We start from the raw sequence: 19450 nt of genomic DNA, 5'->3' as shown, positions 1-19450 counted from the left end.
GGTGTTGATGGCCTCGCCGAGCGCGCAACCATCGTCCCAAAGGCCCCCTCCCCGAAATTGGGGCGAATGCGGATGTCAGTTCTTACAGCTTGTGCGGAAACCGCCCTTCACTAGGATTCGCTCCCACTGACCGGCTGCCTTCAAACGTGGCGGGCGGCGGCTGTGGCGATGGTTGCTGCGGCACGGCGACCGGGGTCAGACGGTGAGGGGTATGGCCTTGCGATCCAGGGTTTGACCTTACCGGCCCGCAAGCCACTCACCGGTCTGCCGGGTCTACAAATATGGGCTGACAAGCCTTCATTCCTAGGAGTCGAACCACCATGCAAGCAACTTTCAAACTCTTGGCCCGCAGCGCACTGCTGGCCTCCGCCGCTTCCCTGGCCTGCCAGGCCATGGCGGCTGACCGCGTCGAACTCGAAGGCGCTGACCTGGCACGCGTCGGCCTGGTGGCCGCCCGCGGCGTCACCGGCCCGGCCGCCCTGGGCCTGGCTGCCGACGAGCTCAAGCCCCTGCGCAGCCAGACCTACTCCAGCGGCCTGGTGGTCACCCGCTACGAGCAGCACTACCAAGGCGTGCCCATCTGGGGCGAAGCCGTGGTCGAGCACCTGTCCAAGGGCAGCCGCACGCCCAGCTTCTCGGGCGCTCTGGTTCGCAACATCAACCAAGACCTGGGCCATGTGCAGCCCAGCCTGAGCGAGCAAGCCGTGTTGGCCGTGGCCAAGAGCCGCGCCAAGGAAGCATCCAAGGTGGGCAAGACCAGCAACGAGCAGGTCAAGCTCTTCGTCAAGCTCAACGAGCGCAACGTCGCCCAGCTGGTCTACCTGGTCTCCTTCCTGACCAGCCACGGCGATGAGCCCAGCCGCCCGCACCTGCTGATCGACGCCAACAGCGGCGCCGTGCTTGAGCAGTGGGAAGGCCTGAACCACGCCAACGCCACCGGCCCCGGCGGCAACACCAAGACCGGCAAGTACGAATACGGCACCACCTACGGCCCCCTGGTCGTGACCACCGATTGCCAGATGAACAGCGGCAACGTCATCACCGTCGACCTGAGGGGCGGTACCAGCGGCAGCACCCCCTACAAGTTCACCTGCCCACGCAACGAGTACAAGCTGACCAACGGCGCCTACTCGCCGCTGAACGACGCGCATTACTTCGGCAATGTGGTCTTCAATATGTACCAAGGCTGGTTCAACATCCGCCCGATCAGCCAGACTCTGTACATGAAGGTGCACTACAGCAGCAACTACGAGAACGCCTTCTGGGACGGCTCGGCCATGCACTTCGGTGACGGCGCGTCCACCTTCTACCCCCTGGTGTCGCTGGATGTGTCCGCGCACGAAGTCAGCCACGGCTTCACCGAGCAGAACTCGGGCCTGGTGTACTCCAACCAGTCGGGTGGCATCAACGAGGCCTTCTCCGACATGGCCGGTGAAGCGGCTGAGTACTTCATGAAGGGCACGAACGACTGGCTGGTCGGCAGCGAGATCTTCAAGGCCTCCGGCGCCCTGCGCTATTTCGCCGACCCGACCCGTGACGGCCGCTCGATCGGCAATGCCAGTGCCTATCGTGCAGGCATGGACGTTCACCATTCGAGTGGTGTCTTCAACAAGGCCTTCTACCTGCTGGCCACCAAGGCCGGCTGGAACACCCGCAAGGCCTTCGAAGTGATGGTCGATGCCAACCGCCTGTACTGGACGGCCAGCAGCACCTTCAACCAAGGCGCTTGCGGTGTCGAAAAGGCCGCCACCGCCCGCGGCTACGCCACGGCCGATGTCACCGCTGCCTTCTCGGCTGTGGGCGTCAGCTGCGGCACCACGCCGCCGCCGGCCGCCATCCCCCTGACCAAGGGCGTGGCCAAGACCGGCATCAGCCTGGCCAAGGGTGCCAAGCTGACTTACACCCTGGTGGTGCCGACCGGTGCCAAGAATCTGACCTTCAAGCTCTCGGGCGGCACGGGTGATGGCGACATCTACCTGAAGTTTGGCTCGGCTCCGACCACGACCAGCTTCGAGCTGAAGTCGGATGGTTCGACCAACACCGAGACCATCACGGTCGCCGCCCCCAAGGCTGGCACCTACTACCTGCTGCTGAATGCCTACTCGGCAGTCACAGGCACCAGCTTGGTCGCCAACCACAACTGAGTTTGAGCGCTGCCGCGGCCTTCGGGCCGTGGCTGTCTGCTGAATCACGGCAAGGCCGGTCCTGACATGCGCAGGATCGGCCTTGCTTTTTGTGCTTTGGGCGCCAGCGCGGGTGGTGCGAAGATCGCGGCTCCGAATCTAGCCGCCGCTCGGTGGGACGCACGTTCATGACTTCTTCTTCTGGCTCGCAAGACCGGGACGCCGACGCGCTCCCGCCACCCGGCGCAGAGGTGCCCGTCGAAGCCGGACCGGCTCTGGATGCGGCGCAGGGTCAGGAAACCGAGGGCGCAGCAGCCATCGACCCGGAGGAAGCGGAGCGCTTGGCCGCCCAGCGCGAGGCCGAGGAAAAAGAGGCCGCCGAACGCGAGGCCCGCTTGCAGCGCCTGATGCAGAAGATCGCTGCTCACGCCGACTTCGCGTCCATGAAGGATTCGGTCCGCTCCATGCAAAAGGTCAGCCGCTCCGAGAAGGCGCACACCCGCGCCCTGACCGGCGAGATCTCCAACGACATTGCCATGACCGGCAAACTGTTGCGTCTGGTCAACGCCGCGTTTTACAGCTCGGCCGGTGGCGGCAGCATCACCAGCATGGAGCGTGCGGTCGCCTTGATGGGCTTCCAGACCATCGGCATGGTGGCCAGCTCTCTGATGTTGTTCGAGCGCCTGCCCAAGACGGCCGACGGCAACCGCCTGCGCCAGGAGTTCGGCCGCGCTCAGATGGCGGCCTTGCTGGCGCATGAGATGTGCAACAGCAGCAAGCACATCGAGGGCGCTTACTTGAATGCCCTGTTCCAGAACCTCGGCAGCATGCTGGCCGGCATGCACTTCGCCGAGGACACAGCCGCGATCGAGGCGCGCCTGCAAGCCGAGGGCTTGCTTGAAGGCGAATCGGCCTGGCACGACAAGCGCGAAAAACTCGCCCGCCAGCAATGGGGCCTGGGCTTCGAGGAGATCGGCGTCGAGGTGGCCAAGAGCTGGGGCTGGCCCGAATCGGTCCGCGTGGCCATGCGCAGCCTGGCGCCCAGCAGCCTGGAGCGGCCGGCCGGGCCTGAGGAATACCAGCGCGTGCTTTGCACCGCGGCCAACCGCTTGGCCGGTGACTTGCTGCGCCTGCCCGGCGGCGGCAATGCCGAGGAGCGGGCCGAGGCGCGCAAAGCCTGTGTCGACCGCTTTGCCGCGGAGATGGGCGTGCCGCTGAATCTCGACCCCGAGGTCTTGCCCGCCGTGGTCGAGCAGGTCAAGCTGGTCTGGGACGATCTGGCCAAGACCCTGGGCTTCGACCCGGTAGCCGTGCCGGTCAAAGCCAAGACCGCCGAAAAGGCGTCCGAAAAAGCGCCCGAGAAGGCAGCAGCCAAGCCGGCCCCGGCGCCCGCCCCAGCGGCCCGGCCTGCCGCCGCACCGGCGCCCGCCAACCCCGTCATGGCCGAGGCCTTGTCGGCTGCGCTCGAGCGCGTCAGCGAGCTGGTGCTGTCCGGCGCGCCGGCGGCCAAGCTGCTGCAGCTGTGCATGAAGGAAATGCAGGACGCCTTGCAGCTGCAGCGCGTCATCGTCTGCCTGCGTGACCCGACCAGCGGCGGTCTGCGCGGCCGCATGGGCATGGGCGAACGGGCCCAGGAGCTGGCGCCGGTGTTCGACATTCCGCTCAAGCCGCCCAGTGAGCTGTTCGGTCTGCTCTGCAGCAAGGGCGCCGACACCTTGATCTCGGACGCTTCCGACCCTGTCATTGCTCAGCGCCTGCCGCCCTGGTACGCCAAGCAGGTGCGCGCCCAGACCTTTGTGCTCCTGCCCATGGTGGCCGGTGAGCAAGTGCTCGGCGCCTTCTACGGCGACCAGGCCGTCGCCGGTGGGCTGCAAATCGGCGAGCGCGAGCTGCGCCTGCTCAAGACCTTGCGCAACCAGGTCGTGATGGCCATGCGATTTGGTGGCGCCGGCCCGGGCTGAAAAGAATGCTTGCCTGCCTGGCACCGCCAGCAGGTCCGCCCCGGCATCTTGGTCCAGCTGCCCCGGGTCGCCGGCGGCCTGGTCCTCCCCGCTATTGACGGCGACCGCGCCGAAACCGGAACCCTTCACATCAGCGAGCGCGAGCTGACCCTGCTCTAGACCTTGCGCAACCAGGTGGTGACGGGCGGTGGCAGCACTGGGCCAAAGCCCTAGTGCCAAAGCCCCGCCCTGCGGTACCAGCGAATGCACAGGACTCGGCGAGGTAGAGCGAAGCTAGGGCCGGCACCAACAGCCACTTGGTCGGCAAGCTGCCTGCAAACAGCGGCAAGACCAGCAGCCAGCACAGGGCTCTATAGCAGAGCGGCAGGGCGCAGTAGCGAGCCGCTTTGTCCGGCGAGCGCTTGAACTCGCGCCGGTACATGCCTGCTGTTGCAAGGGCTGCGAGCAGAAAGGCCCCCAAGAAAAGCGGCGGGTCAGAGCTAAGTTGCAGGTTCATCGCCAGGTTTCCGCTGTGCCTGCCCGCGGCCCCGATTCAACCAAGCCATGAGTCCCGAGGCATTGGCTGTGATGTGAGCGACTTGTGTAGATTCACTCGCCCGCCAATGCTTCGCATGGCACTCGCTTCATCGGGAAGTCGAAGCCACGCAGGGCGCCGTCGCGCTGGCCTTCGATTCCTGCGGCCAAGCGATCACCGGGTAGCATCCGGCAGGTGATGCGCTGCGGCACATCGTGCTGCGGATTCGCAAACGTGACCGCGGTTTCGCTGACGCTTGTGGCCGCGAACGTCGCCTCTTTTTGCCCAAATGGTTGGGCGATGTACACGATCTTGCCCTCGGTATTCAGCCGGATCTGCAGGAACTCATGCGCCACAGTCCTGCCGTTCTTCACCGTCTTGGCGACACCCAGCAGGGTCCCGCCGGCCGGCGGCAACCAGTGTTCGCCGGAGCCAGGCTCATCCGACTCCGCGGCCCAGCAGCCGGACATCCAGCTCAGTGATGAAAAGTGCGCTTCCTGGGTCTGCGCCGCAGCAGACAGGCAGAGGGTCATCAGCGCGGTGACGGAGGCGAGGCTGGGGCATCGCATGGCGAACAAGTCCCTCCGCTGTTCAATTCAATGATGTGGTCGGTAGCCAGATTGTCAAAAAGGCTCTTAAGCGGTCAACAGGATGCCTGCATCGTGGAGTGTCTGGTGCTGAAGTCTGCTGCCCAATTGACGGGGCTCCGCGCGACTCATAGGGACTTCAGATTCAAGGCCTGACCCTTGCGCCATGGACCCTTGCGCCATGGGCAAATTCAAGGGCTGATCCTTGCGCCCCTGTCGCGCCCCTGTGCAACAAGGCCGTTTGTAGAGTGGCAGTCAGTTCTCTGTTCTCTGATCAGTCCCTTGCCGCGTCGGCATGTGCAATGAATCGCGATTCAGAAAGTCTCGAAGGGGCAATTCAATGCGGCGGTGTTGACTCAGCGGGAAGTCCCTGTAAGGCCGGAGGCTTCGCCGCTTGCCCTGATACCCGCGCTACGTTGCACTTCAAGAAGTTCTCGCATGGAGAAGCTTGCGACTGCGCGGTTCAGATTCTGGAAGCGGTCGTCAAAACCCGATGGCTTCCGTCGAACCGATGTGGACCAGTTGCCCCGACCCTAGTTGCGGGCGGAGGCGTTGGGATGAGATCGACGGTGGCATAACGTAGGTCCCAGTTATCGGCTGTTTGTCCGAAGCTCTCTTGCGAGACGTGGCGAATCTGGAAGTTCTCGATGTGGCTTGGCTGAAACGTGTCGGGAACCATAAAGCGGACGTCGAAGCCGTGGGAAGAGCGGCCACCAAGTCCGCCTGTACCAGTGAACTGACGCTGCTCCAACGGAGTCGGAACACCTTCCAACTTCAGGATGAAGTCGGCCCAGCTTCCACCACGGAGGTCATCATTCCCAGTGAGTAGAGTTACTCTCAAATGAATCGTTTTCATATCTATTCCCCGAAAGTTACGTCAACGCATCCAGAACTGGAATGCCCAACTATCTTGCCTTGTAAAGCCGAGCTCAAGATGGGTGCAATCTTGGGGGGCGCTTGCTCTTCTTCCCTAACATTGACGAGGGCTAACCCCTGAATCCGTGAGGTCACCTCACAGTCAGCGTTTATCTGCCGCCGCACGGCGGTGAGCTAACAGCCCAATGCGGCGGACGGTAGGGCAACCGTGTTGGACGAAACCGTCACCACCCACGTGGCGAGCGAGGCATGTGGGCCATGTGGAGTGGTTCGCAGTGGTGGCAGACATGACGCCGATCATGGGCGGCAACAAAGTTCTGGCGCTCGTGATATTCCCGCAAGGCGCCTGGCTTCAGTTTGAGGCGCGCTGCGGCGGCCTTGGAGTGGGTGCTTTTCGGCCAGTACCAGCGCTGGAGCCGCAACTGGCTCAGTCGGGCCTCCCTCCACACTGCAGGCACGGCGCTTTCGAGCTCGACCTCGGCAGGTGCTTGTGCTCCCGGCGGACCTTTGGCTTGGACGTGCGGTCTGCCTGCTGGATCTAGCTTCGCTCCGGGCACGGGCAGCCGGCGTAGCCCGGCCAGGACCTGCACCACCCGCATCTGCCCGGTCTTGCACTGGGGACAGCGGTGGATGTCGATCTGCGCCACCCGTACCATGAAGGCTTGTGCCGCCTGGAGTGCGGGCTGGCTGGGCGCGGGCTGAGCCAGGGCCTGGGCACTCGTTGCCGATGGCGGTGCAGTGGCTGTAGCGGCACGAACCAAGGCAGTCGCTTCGCGGCGTTCACCCCATGCCATTCACCTGTTCACCCGTTCACTTCTTCCCGCCTCACTCACTCAAATCCTGCAACTGCACCAACCTCTGATACAGCCCGCCCTCGATCGCCATCAGCTCGCTGTGGCTGCCACGTTCGACCAGGTGGCCGTGGTTGAGGACGACGATCTGGTCGGCTTCGCGGATGGTGGAGAGGCGGTGGGCAATCGCCACCACGGTGACGCGGCCGCGCAGCGCCGTCAGGGCTTCGCCGACGATTTGTTCGGTGGCGCTGTCGATATTGGAGGTGGCTTCGTCGAGGAACAAAATCTTGGGTGCGCCGGCCAGGGCGCGGGCCATGGCGATCAGCTGTTTCTGGCCAGTGGAAACGCGGGCGCCGCCTTCGCCGAGCAAGGTGTCATAACCTTGAGGCAGGGCGGACAGGAAGTCGTCGATGCGTGCGGCGCGGGCGGCCTCGCGCATCTGCGCTTCGCTGATGTCGGGGCGGCCCATGGTGATGTTCTCGCGTGCGCTGGCGGCCATCAGATAGGGCTCTTGCGGCACCAGGCCCACGGCCTTGCGGAAGGCCTCGTCCGGCACGCTGTCCAGGGCCTGGCCGTCGATCGTGATGCGGCCTTGCTGGGGCGTGTAGAAGCGCAGCAGCAGGGAGAGCAGGGTGGACTTGCCGCTGCCCGTGTGACCGACGATGCCGACAAAGCTGCCGGGTTCGAAGTGCAGGTTCAAGCGCTCCAGTACCGGGCGGCCAGGCTGGTAGCTGAACTCCAGGCTTTCGATTCGGATCTCGCCGGCATCGATGCACCGGCTGGCTTGCTGGCTGCTGCTGACCGGTGCGGTTTCCTGCAGCAGGCTGCGCACGCGTGCGGCGGCAATCATCGATTGCTGCAGCTGGCTGAACTGCAAGGTGATCTGGCTCAGTGGCTCGACCACGCGGGCGATATAGCTCAGGAAGGCGTAGAGCAAGCCCACCTCCAGCCCGCTCAGATCGCGCTGGCCGAAGCCGTAGATCACGGTCACCAGCAGCAGCACATTGAGCAGGTCCAGGGCCGGGCGCAGCAGCCAGGCATTGGCGCTGAGCTCTCGCACTCGGGCCGCGCGGTGCTGGACATTGGTGGCTTCGAAGCGGGCGCTGAAGCGCGGCGCAGCGCCGGCCGACTGCAGCATGGCCATGCCGGCCATGCTCTCGGCCATCTGCGCGTTGATGTCGCTGCGCAGCTCGCGCGCCCGCGCGACGGCCGGCGCGCTGAGGCGGCGGTAGATGCTGATGATGATCAGCATGGCCGGCACCAGCATGGCCACGATCAGCATCAGCCGCCAGTCCAGCCAGGCCATGGCGATCAGCGAGCCGAGCACGACGATGCTGGAGTCGAGCATCACGTACAAGACCTGGCGGTACAGGGTGTTGACCGCCTCGCTGTCGTTGGTGACGCGGCTGACCAGCTGGCCGGTGATGGCGCGGTCGAAAAAGGCCATGGGCAGGGCCAGCACATGGCTGTAGACCCGCTCGCGCAGGCGCTGCACCGAGCGCCGCGCCACGCCGGCCATGCGGCTGAGCTGTGCAAAGCGGATCCAGCTGGCGGCCCAGCCGGTCAGCAGCAGGGCAGCCAGCAGGCTGGCCATGGCCTGCACGTCCATCCCGTCGAAACGACCGGGTAGCAAGTAGGTGTCGATGTAATGCTTGCCGAGGATAGGCCCCAGGGCTTCCAGGCCAGCGGCGGCGATCAGCCAGGCCAGGCCGCGCCAGAGCTGAGGCCGTTCGGGCTGGGCCGCCTCCATCAGCAAGCCGACCGCTGCCCAGGGAGACTCGGGTTTGCTGGCTTCGGCGGTGCTGTTGCTGTTGTTCTTGCCTGCCGTGGCGGTGTCAGAGTGCGTCAAGGCTGGCCTCCAGTTGTTGATAGCGCCACTGCGTGGCATACCAGCCACCCAGGGCGAGCAGCTCGGCGTGGCTGCCGCGCTCGGTGATGCGGCCGCCGCGCAGCACCAGGATCTGGTCGGCCTCCATGACCGCGCTCAGGCGGTGGCTGACGATGATGGCGCTGCGCTCGGGGCGCTGGCGGCGCAAGTCGCGCAGGTGGTCGAGGATTTGCGTCTCGGTGCCGGTATCCACCGCCGACAGAGCGTCATCGAGGAGCAGCACCGGCGCATCGGCCAGCAGCGCCCGGGCGATGGCTACGCGCTGCCGCTGCCCGCCCGAGAGCGTCACACCGCGCTCGCCGATCTCGGTGGCATAGCCCTGCGGCAGGCGCAGGATGTCCTCGTGCACGGCGGCCAGGCGGGCGGCTTCCTCGACCTCGGCGGCGCTGGCCTCGGGCCGGGCCAGGCCGATGTTCTCGGCGATGCGGGCCGAGAACAAGAATGGCTCTTGCGGCACCCAGGCCAGGGCGCGCCGCAGCGCCGCCAGGCGCAGCGCGGGCAAGACCTGGCCCCCGAAGGTGATCTGCCCTTGGCTGGGCTCGAACTGGCGCAGCAGCAGGCGCAAAAGGGTGGACTTGCCCGATCCGGTCGGGCCGACCAGGCCCAGGGTCTGGCCGGGTGGCAGTTCCAGCGCAATGTCCTGCAAGGCCGGCTTCTGGGCCTCGGGGTAGCTGAAGCTGACGCCCTCGAAGCGCAGGGTGGCCGCCGGCGGCAGCTCGGCCTGGCCTTCGTCTTGCAAGCTCAGCGGCGCTTCCAGCACCGGGCCCAGGCGGTCCCAGGCGGCGCGGCCGCGCTCCAGCAGGGACAGCACCCAGCCGGCAGCGAACATGGGCCAGATCAGCTGGCCCAGGTACATGGTGAAGGAGGTCAGCTGGCCGATGCTCAGCTCCTGGCGCGCCACCAGCCAGCCGCCCAGGCCCAGGGCGATGGCCATGGCCGCGCTCAAGGTCATGCCCACGGCGGGCTCGAACGCCGCCTCCCAGCGTTGGGCCTGGAAGCTGGCCTCGCCGGCGCCGGCGGCCAGCTCGCTGAACTGGCGGGTGTTGCGCGGCAGCAGGCCCAGGGCGCGCAGGGTTCGCACGCCACTCAAGCCCTCTTGCACATGCTGGTTCAGCCCGGAGAACTGGGCCAGCGAGCTCTGCCAGGCATGGTGCACATGGTTGGAGATGCGCCAGAAGGCAAAGGCCATGAAGGGAAAAGGTATCAAGGTGGCCAGACCCAGGCGCCAGTCCACACCCACCGTCATCATCAAGAGCACCAGCAGCAGGGTCAGGCTGCCGTCAAAGGCGGCGAGCAGGGCTTCGCCGGCGGCCATCTCGACGGCGTCGATGTCGTTGGTGGCCAGGGCCATCAGGTCGCCGGTGCGTTTGGCCTGAAAGTAGGCCGGGCCTTGCAGGCTCAGGCGGGCATAGAGCCGGGTGCGCAGCTGCTGGCCCAGGCGGTAGGCGGCGGCGAACAAGGCCAGTCGCCAGCCCACGCGCAGCAGGTAGATGCAGACCCCGGCGCCCACCAGCAGGGCCAGCTCCTGCAGCAGGGCCGTGCCTTGCAGTCGGCCGGCCACCAGGCCGTCCACCACCTGGCCCACCTGGCGGGGGATCCAGACGATCAGAAGGGCAATGCCAGCCAGCATCAGGGCCGAACCGGCATAGGCCGGCCAATGCCGGCGCACAAAGCCGGCGAGCATCTGGGTCAGGGTCATGGGGATGGGAGCGAGGTTGGCGAGGTCGGGCCGCGGCCGGCTGGGGCGGCCCACACTTCAGCGGAGGCTTGGCGCGCCGTGCACGCCTGGCTGGGTTGGGTCAGATTCTAGGAGGCTCGCCCGCCCCGCCTTGTCAGCAGCCTGGCTTGCTGCTCAGACCGGCAAGCGCCCGTCCTCACAGCCCCCGTGTTTCGGGTGTCTCAAGTTGTCATCTATCGGCACTAGCATCTATTGCGCTGGGCTTGATTTCCTCAAAGACTGCACTGGCAAACGTTTGTTTGCAGCTCGGCTTGGGTGCCGGGGCTGCTGTGTCGTTCATCACCACGTCCGTCCGTTTCCTTTTTTCTTCTTTTCATGTCGGAGTCCTCATGAAACTGAACACCCTTGTCGGCCTGCTGGCCACTGCGTTCGCCGCCCCCTTGGCCCTGGCTTCGAGCAATGGCCTGGTCATCAGCCAAGTTTACGGCGGCGGCGGTGCCACCACCGGCAGCCCCAGCTTCAAGCATGACTATGTCGAGCTCTTCAACGCCGGCAGCCAGCCGGTCAGCCTGGCCGGATACTCGCTGCAGTACGGCAGTGCCACCGGCACCGGCAACTGGAACGTGTCGGCCTTGAACAACCTCGCCAACACCACCCTGCAGCCGGGCCGCTACCTGCTGATCCGCCAGGGCAATGCCGGCAGCCTGGGCGCCGACATCACCACGCAGGACGGCACAGGCACGCTGAACCTGGGTGCCGCCTCGGGCAAGGTTGCCCTGGTGGCCAGCACCACCGCCCTGAGCGGCGCCAACCCGGCTGCCGGTAGCTATGTCGATCTGGTCGGCTATGGCAGCGCCAATGGCTTCGAGGCAGCGCCCACACCGGTGCTCAACAACACGAGTTCGGCCCAGCGCAAGAGCGCCGGCTGCAAGGACGACAACAACAACAGCCAGGATTTCGACATTGGCAGCCCGCTGCTGCGCAACTCGGCCACGCCGGCCCATGTTTGCGGCGGCGGTGTGCCAGGCGACCAGCCCATCGTGCCGGTCTGCCCCGACAGCTCGGCCACAGCCGGCCAGAACAGCCGCTTCAGCGTCACGGCTAGCGACGCCGACAGCGTCGTCAACGCCCGTGCCATCTCGGGCAACTGGCCCGCCGGCATCACGCTCGGCGCCTTCACCCCGGCCCAGGCCGATGGCGGCGTGGCCACGGCCGAGATCGAGGTGGACGCCTCGGTCGGCGGCGGCAGCTACAGCCTCAATCTGCAATGGGCCAACAACGAGGCGCAGACGGCCGTCTGCAGCTTCAAGGTCAATGTGGCCGGCCTCACGCCGGTCTACAGCATCCAGGGCAGCGGCGCCAGCAGCCCGCTGCTGAACCAGACCGTCAGCACCGGCGGCGTGGTCACCTACCTCAGCCCCACCGGCTTCTATCTGCAAGACCCGCTGGGCGATGGCAACCCCGCCACCTCGGACGGTATCTTCGTCTTCACCAGCACCGCGCCCATCGTGGCCGTGGGCCAGAAGCTGCAGCTCAGCGGCGTGGTCACCGAGTTCACTGCCGGCCAGGGCACCATCACACAGCTGAAGAACATCAGCGGCCTGACGGTGCTGAGCAGCGGCCATCAGATTGAGCCCACGGCCGTCAACCTGGCCACCTTGCCCAATGGCGCGCTCGAAGCCTATGAGGGCATGCTGGTCACGCTGACCGGCCCCATCACCGTGCAGCAGAACTACTTCCTCGGCCGCTACGGCCAGCTGACCCTGGCCGCCGGTGGCCGCCTGCTGAACCCGACCAACGTCCTGCGCCCCGGCCCGGACGCTCAGGCGATGTACCAGGCGAATCTGGCCCGCGCCATCATCCTGGACGACAACAGCCTCGCGCAGAACCCCAACCCCGTGCCCTTCATGGGCGCGGACAAGACGGTGCGTGCCGGCGACACCATCGAGTCGCTGACCGGCGTGATCGACTTCGGCCCCGCCACCAGCAATGCCACCGGTGCCTCCATGTACCGCCTGCAGCCGGTGGGCACGCCGCAGTTCCAGCGCAGCAACCCGCGCCCGCAGACCGCGCCGGTCGTGGGCGGCAATGTCCGCATCGCCAGCGCCAATGTGCTGAACTTCTTCACCACCTTCACCAATGGCCAGACCGCCTCGGGCCAGACCGGCCAGGGTTGCAGCCTGGGCGGTGCCAGCTCGGCCGCCAACTGCCGCGGCGCCGACAACCTCAATGAATTCAGCCGCCAGAAGGCCAAGATCGTCGCCTCGCTGAGCGCGCTCAATGCCGATGTGGTCGGTCTGATGGAGATCCAGAACAACGGCCAGGTGGCCGTGCAGAACCTGGTGGACGGCCTCAATGCCGTGCTCGGCGCCGGGACCTACGCTTCGGTGGCCCTGCCGGGCGACACCGGCGATGACGCCATCCGCGTCGCCATGATCTACAAGCCGGCCAAGCTGAGCCCTGTTGGCGCGCCGCTGTCCGACACCGACCCCGTCAACAACCGCCCAACCCTGGCGCAAGGTTTCCGCGCCGCCAACGGCGAGCGCTTTGCCGTGCTGGTCAACCACCTGAAGTCCAAGAGCTGCAGCGGTGCCTCAGGCGCCGATGCCGACCAGAACGATCTGCAAGGTTGCTACAACGCCACCCGCCAGCAGCAGGCGCAGCGCCTCAAGGGCTTCGTCAGCCAGGTGCAGGCGGCCGCCGGTACGCAGGATGTGATCTTGCTCGGTGACTTCAATGCCTATGCCCAGGAAGACCCGATCGAGATTCTGACCCAGGGCGGCGCCATCGTCGACCTGGTCGGCCGCATCGACCCCGAGCACTATTCCTACGTCTTCGATGGCTTTGCCGGCCGCCTGGACCATGGCTTCGGCAGCGCGTCCATCGTGCCCAAGGTCAGCGGTGCCACCTCCTGGCACATCAACGCCGACGAGCCCACCGTCATCGACTACAACACCGAGTTCAACCCGGTCGGCTACTACAGCGCCGAGCCCTACCGCTCCAGCGACCATGACCCCATGGTGCTGGGTCTGAACCTGTACAAGACGATCAAGGGCACGGCCGGCCGCGACAGCCTGGTGGGCACGGCCGGTGACGACCTCATCGAAGGCGGCCCCGGTGCCGACACCCTGACCGGTGGCGCCGGCCGTGACCAGTTCGTCTACGCCAGCATGGCCGACGCGGGCGATGTGATCACCGATTTCAACCCCGCCGACGACCTGCTCGATGTGCGCGCCCTGCTGCAAAGCCTGGGCCTGAACCTGGCTGATCCCTTTGCCCAAGGTCACATCGTCTGCACCAATGTCAGCAGCAATGCCCTGGTCGGCATCGACGCCAAGGGCAGCTCGGGTTTCCAGAAGAGCCGCCCCCTGGTGCAGCTCAAGGGCTTGCGCTGCGAGCAGCTGAGCCCCGTCAATTACCGCTACTGATGCTGCGGCGCGAGGGCTTGGTCCTCGCGCCACCTGCCCAACACTTTAGAAATCACCGACCATGAAGCTTCTCTCCCACACCTTTACCCGCAGCGCCCTCGCACTTGCCCTCGCCAGCGCTGCCTTCGCGGCCCAGGCCGCCACCTACAACTTCAGCGGCACCGTCACTTCCGGCCCGCAGCTGGGCCAGCTGCTCAGCGGCCAGTTCAGCTTTGACGATGCCGCCGCCGCACTGGCGGGACCGGACGGTACTGTGGCCCTGAGCGGCTTGAGCCTGAGCTTCCTGGGCCAGACCTTCCAGTTGCCCGCGGCCATTGACGCCTACGCCCAGTTTGAGGGTGGCCAGCTGATCGGCCCGAATGCCGGCTTCACCGGCTTGGTCACACCGGGTGCCACGCTGCAGCTGCAGTCCTTCTTCGGCAGCAGCGGCTTCACCTACAACGCGAACGGCCTGGACAGCCTGGGCGACTTGACCGTCAGCGCCGTGCCCGAGCCGGCCAGCTGGGCCCTGGGCCTGGCAGGCCTGGCCGTGGTGGCCGGCTTGAGCCGCCGCCGCCGCGCTGCCTTCAGCGCCTAAGCCTGCGGCTGAATCAACGACTCAGCGCCAGCCGCAAGCCGAAGCCCAGCAGCATCAGCCCCGCCAGCTTTTCCAGCCAGCGGGCGATGCTCGGGTTGGCGCGCATGCGCGCCGCCAGGTGGTGTGTCAGCAAGCTGGCCACCACCCCGTAGCTGAAACCCAGCACCGCGATGGTGGCGGCCATGGCTGCGAAGGTGTGCAGGCCCGGCTTTTGCGCGGGATCTACAAACAGCGGGAAGAAGGCCATGTAGAAGACGATGGCCTTGGGGTTGAGCAGGGTGATAAAAAACGCCTGCTGGAAATACTGGCGCGGCCGGATGTTCAAAACCGGTGCTGCGCCCGGCTTGGCGCGCAGCATCTTCAGGCCCAGCCAGGCCAGATAGCCCGCGCCCAGCCATTGCACAGCGGCAAACGCGGTCGGGTAGGCCGCCAGCAAGGCCGCCACACCGGCCACCGCCAGCCAGAGCAGCACTTGGTCGCCGGCGACGATGCCGGCCGAGGCGGCGAGGCCGCCGCGCAAGCCGCCCTTGCTGGTCGAGGTGATCAGCGCCAGATTGCCGGGCCCTGGGATCAACAGGAACACCAGGATGGCAGCGACAAAAGCGCCGTAGTCTGCAATGCCGAACATGGGTGGGCTTTCTGGTGAATGGTGAATGGTGAATGGTGAATGGTGAATGGTGAATGGTGAATGGTGAATGGTGAATGGTGAATGGTGCCATCGCTTCTGCCCCTCGACTCACGACTCACGATTCACGATTCACGATTCACTCCTCGCCCTTCAATACGTCCTGCTCCCCTTGAACTGCGCATGCTGGCGCCGCTGCAGCGTGGTGCTGCGGCTCATGGCCGCGAAGCTGACGCTGGCGTGGGCGTGCATGATGGCCAGACCCAGGGCGTCGGCGGCGTCCTTGCCGGGCTCGCCGGGCAGGTTCAGCAGGCGTTGCACCATGTGCTGCACCTGCTCTTTCTTGGCATGCCCGTTGCCGACGATGGCCTTCTTCATTTGCAGGGCGGTGTATTCGGCCACCGGCAGGTCGCCGGCCACCAGGCCCGTGATTGCGGCGCCGCGCGCCTGGCCCAGCAGCAGGGTGGACTGCGGGTTGACGTTGACGAACACGATCTCCACCGCTGCGCATTGCGGCTGGTAGCGCGTGCAGACTTCGCGCACGCCGTCAAAAATGATCTTCAGTCGCGCCGGCAGGTCGCCGGTGGCCACCGCGTTGGTCTTGATGGTGCCACTGGCGATATAGCTCAGCCGCGGGCCATCGGCATCGATGATGCCAAAGCCCGTGGTCTGCAAACCAGGATCGATGCCGAGGATGCGCATGGTGAAAAAAGGTCTCAGGAAGGGTTCGCGTGGGGAGGGGTTCTGCGCAGGCTCACATTCGCTGCGCGAATGTGAAGGCGCGCCTGCGCCGTGCCGAAGCTAAAGCCCGTGGTCTGCAAGCCGGGGTCGATGCCGAGAATTCTCATGTGCCAAGTGTCGCAGTTGCGGCCAAGTGACAGGCGATAGGCTGTTTGGCTCAGGCCTGACACCCAACGGTCACGGTCGGATATCTCATCTCCGCTGCATCTACTCACTGCTTATGAGGGAATTGACGTAACGGCCTATTCAGCTGGAACTGGGGGCAGAATTCCTGGCTTATTGGCGTTCCTCGCTATCCTCGCCTGAGAAGAATGCTGCCCAAGCCCCTGAGCCCGCCCATGAGGCGGGGTTAGGAGTCCGGGCAGTACGTTCTTCAGGGAGAAGAAAACAATGAGCAGAGCAGTTGGCTTTGGCATGCGTGCGCGCATGCGATTTTTCGCGGCCGTGATGACGGCCTTCACTTTGCTGGCCATCGCCATAGGCCTGCAGCGCCTCAGTGCGTTGGAGCATGGCATGCGAACGGTGTATGAGGACCGGGTGCTGCCCTTGAAGCAGCTGAAGCGAGTGGCCGATGCCTATGCGGTTCAGGTGGTGGACGGCGCCCACAAGGCGGCCCACAGTGGCCGTGACATGAAGCAGGCCGCGCAGGATCTACAGGCCGCCCGGGACACGGTCCAGCGCGAGTGGGCGGCCTACCGCGCCACCCAGATGGACGCGCGCGAGTTGGCGCTGGCCCAGGAGGTCGAGTCCGCCATGCGCGCAGCCGAAGCGCCCTTGCTGGCGCTGCAACAACTGCTGGAGCGCCAGGCCTTGCCCGAACTGCAAGCCTTCACGGCACAGCAGATGTACCCGGCCTTCGACCCCATCTCCAGCCGGATCGAAGCTTTGGTGGAGCTGCAGCAGGAGGTGGCCGAGCAGGAGTATCTGGCGGCCCAGGCCAGCTACCGCCAGGCCGTGCGGATGCAGATCGGCCTGATGTTGGCGGCCATGCTGGTGGGCGCCTTGGTGGCGCAATCGGTGGTCCGCTGGTTGACCCGCACGCTCGGCGGAGAGCCGGAGCTGGCTGCCCAAGTGGCGGGGCAGATCGCCTCGGGCGATCTGTCGCAGCGGATTCAGATGCAGGCGGCAGGCCAGGCGCCGGCGGCGGCGAGCAGTGTGATCGGCGCGATGGCGGCGATGCAGACTCGCTTGCACGAGGTCATCGGCGAGATCGCCTGCGCCTCCAATTCGGTTGCCTCGGCGGCCGCGCAGATCGCCATGGGCAATCAGGATCTGAGCGAGCGCACCGAGAGCCAGTCTGCCAATGTGCAGCAGACGGCAGCCACCATGGCCAAGATGACCGAGGCGGTGCAGGACTCAGTCAAGGTGGTCAACGAAGCCGGTAGCTTGGCCCGTGGTGTTTCAGACACGGCGGACCGCAGCGCGGCCGTGGTGGAGCAGGTGGTCAGCACCATGCAGGGCATCGCCCAGGCCAGCCAGCGCATTGGCGAGATCACCTCGGTGATCGACGGCATTGCCTTTCAGACCAATATCCTGGCCTTGAATGCGGCCGTCGAGGCGGCGCGCGCGGGCGAACAGGGGCGTGGCTTTGCTGTCGTGGCCTCTGAGGTGCGCAGCCTGGCGCAGCGGGCCACGCTGGCGGCGCGCGAGATCAACGGCCTGATTGCTGCCAGTGGGGAAAAAGTGGCCGATGGCTATGGCCAGGTGCAGGCCGCTGGGGCCTCGATGGAAGGTTTGTCGCAACAGATCGCCGGCGTCAGCCAGCTGATCCAGGGCATGGGCGACCGCTCCAGCCACCAGAGCCGCGGCATTGGCGAAATCAACCAGGCCATCGTCGAATTGGACCAGCACACCCAGAAGAACGCCGCCTTGGTCGAGGAGTCCTCGGCGGCGGCGCATGGCTTGCGCGAGCAGGCGCAGCGTTTGAAAGAGACGGTGGCCTATTTCCGCCTGCAGGCGACGAGTGCCAGGGTCTGAACGGCACCGCAGCTCGACAGCGAAGGCGTGGTTGACTCGATTGCTCCTGGGCCAAGGCGCTCCGGCTCAGCTAGGCCCTGGCTGCCGGTCCCGCCGCGCAGTGACGGGATAGCGCCTGGCTGCGCGGTGTTGATTCAGTGGCCGGTGATCGGCCTTACTTTCGGCGGGCCACGCGCAGCAATCCCAATGCCGTCAAGGACAGCAGCAAGGCACCGGGCTCGGGAATCTGGCTGCCCGGCTGCAGCGTGGCGCTGTAGCTGGCTACGGCGTCAGGTGCTGCGGCAATGAACTGGCCGCCGGCCAAGGGGTCGCCGGAAAAGAAGTCGCCCGAAAGCACGAACAGCCCGCTGTTGCTGCTGCCTTCAGGCGCCAGCGCGTCCCAGCTCAGCTGGAACAGGCCAGCGAGGTTGGCGCTGAAGTTCTGCGACACCGTGGCGCCCGGTGCCAGCACGGGGAAATCAAACAAGGACAGCGGCGAGCCCCATTGAAAGCTGTCGGCATTCAAGGCGCTGGCGACAAAGTAGTCGCTGCTGTGGTTGGTGATCTGATAGCCCCAACCCACGGTGCTTCCGGCCACGCCGCCGACATGGGCCGGCGTGGCGAGGAAGCTGATCAGTGGGGCGGCCAGGGCTGCGCTGCTGGCGGCGAGCGCCAGGCCCAAGCTCAGCAGGCCTTTTGCCAGGCGCCCGCTCAGGCCCGGATTCAGGCGCGGGTTCTGGCGCGGGTTCTGGCGTGGGTTCTGGCGTGGGTTCAGGCCTGTTTTGGCCGTTCCTGTCGATGCGTTCATGCGTGCCATCCTCCGTGAAGCGTGGCGGGTGCTCATTGCTTGGTGTAGGCGGAAACGGAACCCGAAAAATTCAGGCTCGTGCCGCCGCCGTCTTTCAGTTGCCCCTGCTGAGTCAAGGAAATCCGCTTGACCGAAGCAGGCAGGGCCAGCTGGACTTCGACCGTGCTCTTGGCGCCCGCCGCCAGGTTGCCCACGGTGATCGGCAGGCTGGTGCCGCTGAGGGTGACTGCGCCGGCGCCGGCCAGCGAGCGCGCAGTGACTTGGTTGATGCGCACGTCCTGGGCCACGGAGGCGCCGCTGTTGCTCACGTCCAGTCGGGCCAGGAAGCGGCCCGGCGAGACCTGTGTGAGGCTGGCCAAGCTCAGGTTGACGCGTGGCGGGCCGGACTGCGTCAGCACACCATAGGCCACCCCGCCGTTGGCCAGGATGGCCGTCCAGTGGGCGCTCAGGTACTGCGTGCTGGCGCCGGCCAGCACCACGGCGAAGCCCGTCAGGCTCTGCCCGGGCATGACATCGGCGCTGCCATCATTGCGCCAGCGCAGTTCCACGGCCGGACTTTCCTCAGTCGTCAGCACCATCGGCGTCCATGCGGCCGGCGACAGCACCGTACCCGGCATGATGCCGGCTTCGACGGACCAGCCGTCGGGGTAGCGTGTCAGTTCAGGCACGCCGTAACGGTAGTCATTGCCAATGGCCAGGGCCACCACGCGCTGGCTGCCCTGGTTGCTGATCTTGTACTGATAGGTGGTGCGCCCGTTCAGCGTCAGAGCCGTGGCGCTCACGGCAATGCCGTTCTCCTGCTGGGCTTGGGCCGGCGCAGGAAGCACCAGCAGCATGGAGATCAGCGGGGCCACGAAGCGCAGGAACAAGTTCCTGATGGGGGTCATGGTGCGC

General features: G+C 66.0%; 12 protein-coding genes. 5 read left to right on the top strand and 7 right to left on the bottom strand.

Features of this window, described 5'->3' with window-relative positions:
- The first annotated feature begins 320 nt into the window (after positions 1–320).
- Positions 321–2144 (top strand): M4 family metallopeptidase, encoded by a 1824-nt coding sequence (locus ACQY39_RS22580; RefSeq protein ID WP_428510101.1) that lies wholly within the window; start codon positions 321–323, stop codon positions 2142–2144.
- A 167-nt stretch (positions 2145–2311) separates the two neighbouring features.
- Positions 2312–4084 (top strand): HDOD domain-containing protein, encoded by a 1773-nt coding sequence (locus ACQY39_RS22575; RefSeq protein WP_428510099.1) that lies wholly within the window; start codon positions 2312–2314, stop codon positions 4082–4084.
- A 588-nt stretch (positions 4085–4672) separates the two neighbouring features.
- Here ACQY39_RS22575 and ACQY39_RS22570 read toward each other — a convergent pair.
- The 3 genes from ACQY39_RS22570 to ACQY39_RS22560 all read right to left on the bottom strand — a co-directional run bounded on the left by ACQY39_RS22570 (position 4673) and on the right by ACQY39_RS22560 (position 10442).
- Positions 4673–5167: a DUF6265 family protein gene (locus ACQY39_RS22570; protein ID WP_428510097.1), complete on the bottom strand. Its 495-nt coding sequence runs from the start codon at positions 5165–5167 to the stop codon at positions 4673–4675.
- A 1719-nt stretch (positions 5168–6886) separates the two neighbouring features.
- Positions 6887–8605 carry an ABC transporter ATP-binding protein gene (locus ACQY39_RS22565; RefSeq protein ID WP_428510914.1) on the bottom strand — a complete coding sequence of 573 codons (1719 nt, stop codon included), beginning with the start codon at positions 8603–8605 and terminating at the stop codon, positions 6887–6889.
- An 85-nt stretch (positions 8606–8690) separates the two neighbouring features.
- Complete coding sequence (locus ACQY39_RS22560) at positions 8691–10442, bottom strand: ABC transporter ATP-binding protein (RefSeq protein ID WP_428510093.1); 1752 nt, start codon at positions 10440–10442, stop codon at positions 8691–8693.
- A 368-nt stretch (positions 10443–10810) separates the two neighbouring features.
- Here ACQY39_RS22560 and ACQY39_RS22555 point away from each other — a divergent pair, with 368 nt between their 5' ends.
- Entirely contained in the window at positions 10811–13849 is a 3039-nt protein-coding gene (locus ACQY39_RS22555) for an ExeM/NucH family extracellular endonuclease (protein ID WP_428510091.1), read from the top strand.
- Between the two features lie 61 nt (positions 13850–13910).
- A complete protein-coding gene (locus tag ACQY39_RS22550) occupies positions 13911–14426 on the top strand; it encodes a PEP-CTERM sorting domain-containing protein (RefSeq protein ID WP_428510089.1) in 516 nt (171 codons plus the stop codon).
- A 13-nt stretch (positions 14427–14439) separates the two neighbouring features.
- On the opposite strand, the gene ACQY39_RS22545 is transcribed toward ACQY39_RS22550, so the two are convergent.
- Together ACQY39_RS22545 and ruvC are read right to left on the bottom strand one after the other, a co-directional pair.
- On the bottom strand, positions 14440–15054 hold the full coding sequence (locus ACQY39_RS22545; protein ID WP_428510087.1) for a LysE family translocator: 615 nt from the start codon (positions 15052–15054) through the stop codon (positions 14440–14442).
- A gap of 150 nt (positions 15055–15204) precedes the next feature.
- Positions 15205–15753 carry a crossover junction endodeoxyribonuclease RuvC gene (gene ruvC / locus ACQY39_RS22540; protein WP_263518770.1) on the bottom strand — a complete coding sequence of 183 codons (549 nt, stop codon included), beginning with the start codon at positions 15751–15753 and terminating at the stop codon, positions 15205–15207.
- Positions 15754–16182: 429 nt separating this feature from the next.
- Between ruvC and ACQY39_RS22535 the strand changes: the two genes are divergently transcribed.
- A complete protein-coding gene (locus ACQY39_RS22535) occupies positions 16183–17769 on the top strand; it encodes a methyl-accepting chemotaxis protein (protein WP_428510085.1) in 1587 nt (528 codons plus the stop codon).
- Positions 17770–17923: 154 nt separating this feature from the next.
- Here ACQY39_RS22535 and ACQY39_RS22530 read toward each other — a convergent pair whose 3' ends face one another.
- Positions 17924–18556, bottom strand: a complete 633-nt coding sequence (locus ACQY39_RS22530) for a hypothetical protein (RefSeq protein ID WP_428510083.1) — start codon at positions 18554–18556, stop codon at positions 17924–17926.
- Positions 18557–18588: 32 nt separating this feature from the next.
- Positions 18589–19443, bottom strand: coding sequence for a hypothetical protein (locus tag ACQY39_RS22525; protein WP_428510081.1), 855 nt, complete (start codon positions 19441–19443; stop codon positions 18589–18591).
- Positions 19444–19450 lie beyond the last annotated feature (7 nt).

The sequence above is a fragment of the Roseateles sp. genome, assembly GCF_965262435.1.
Taxonomy (GTDB): domain Bacteria; phylum Pseudomonadota; class Gammaproteobacteria; order Burkholderiales; family Burkholderiaceae_C; genus Paucibacter_A.
This window is presented reverse-complemented; position numbering and strand designations above follow the sequence as displayed.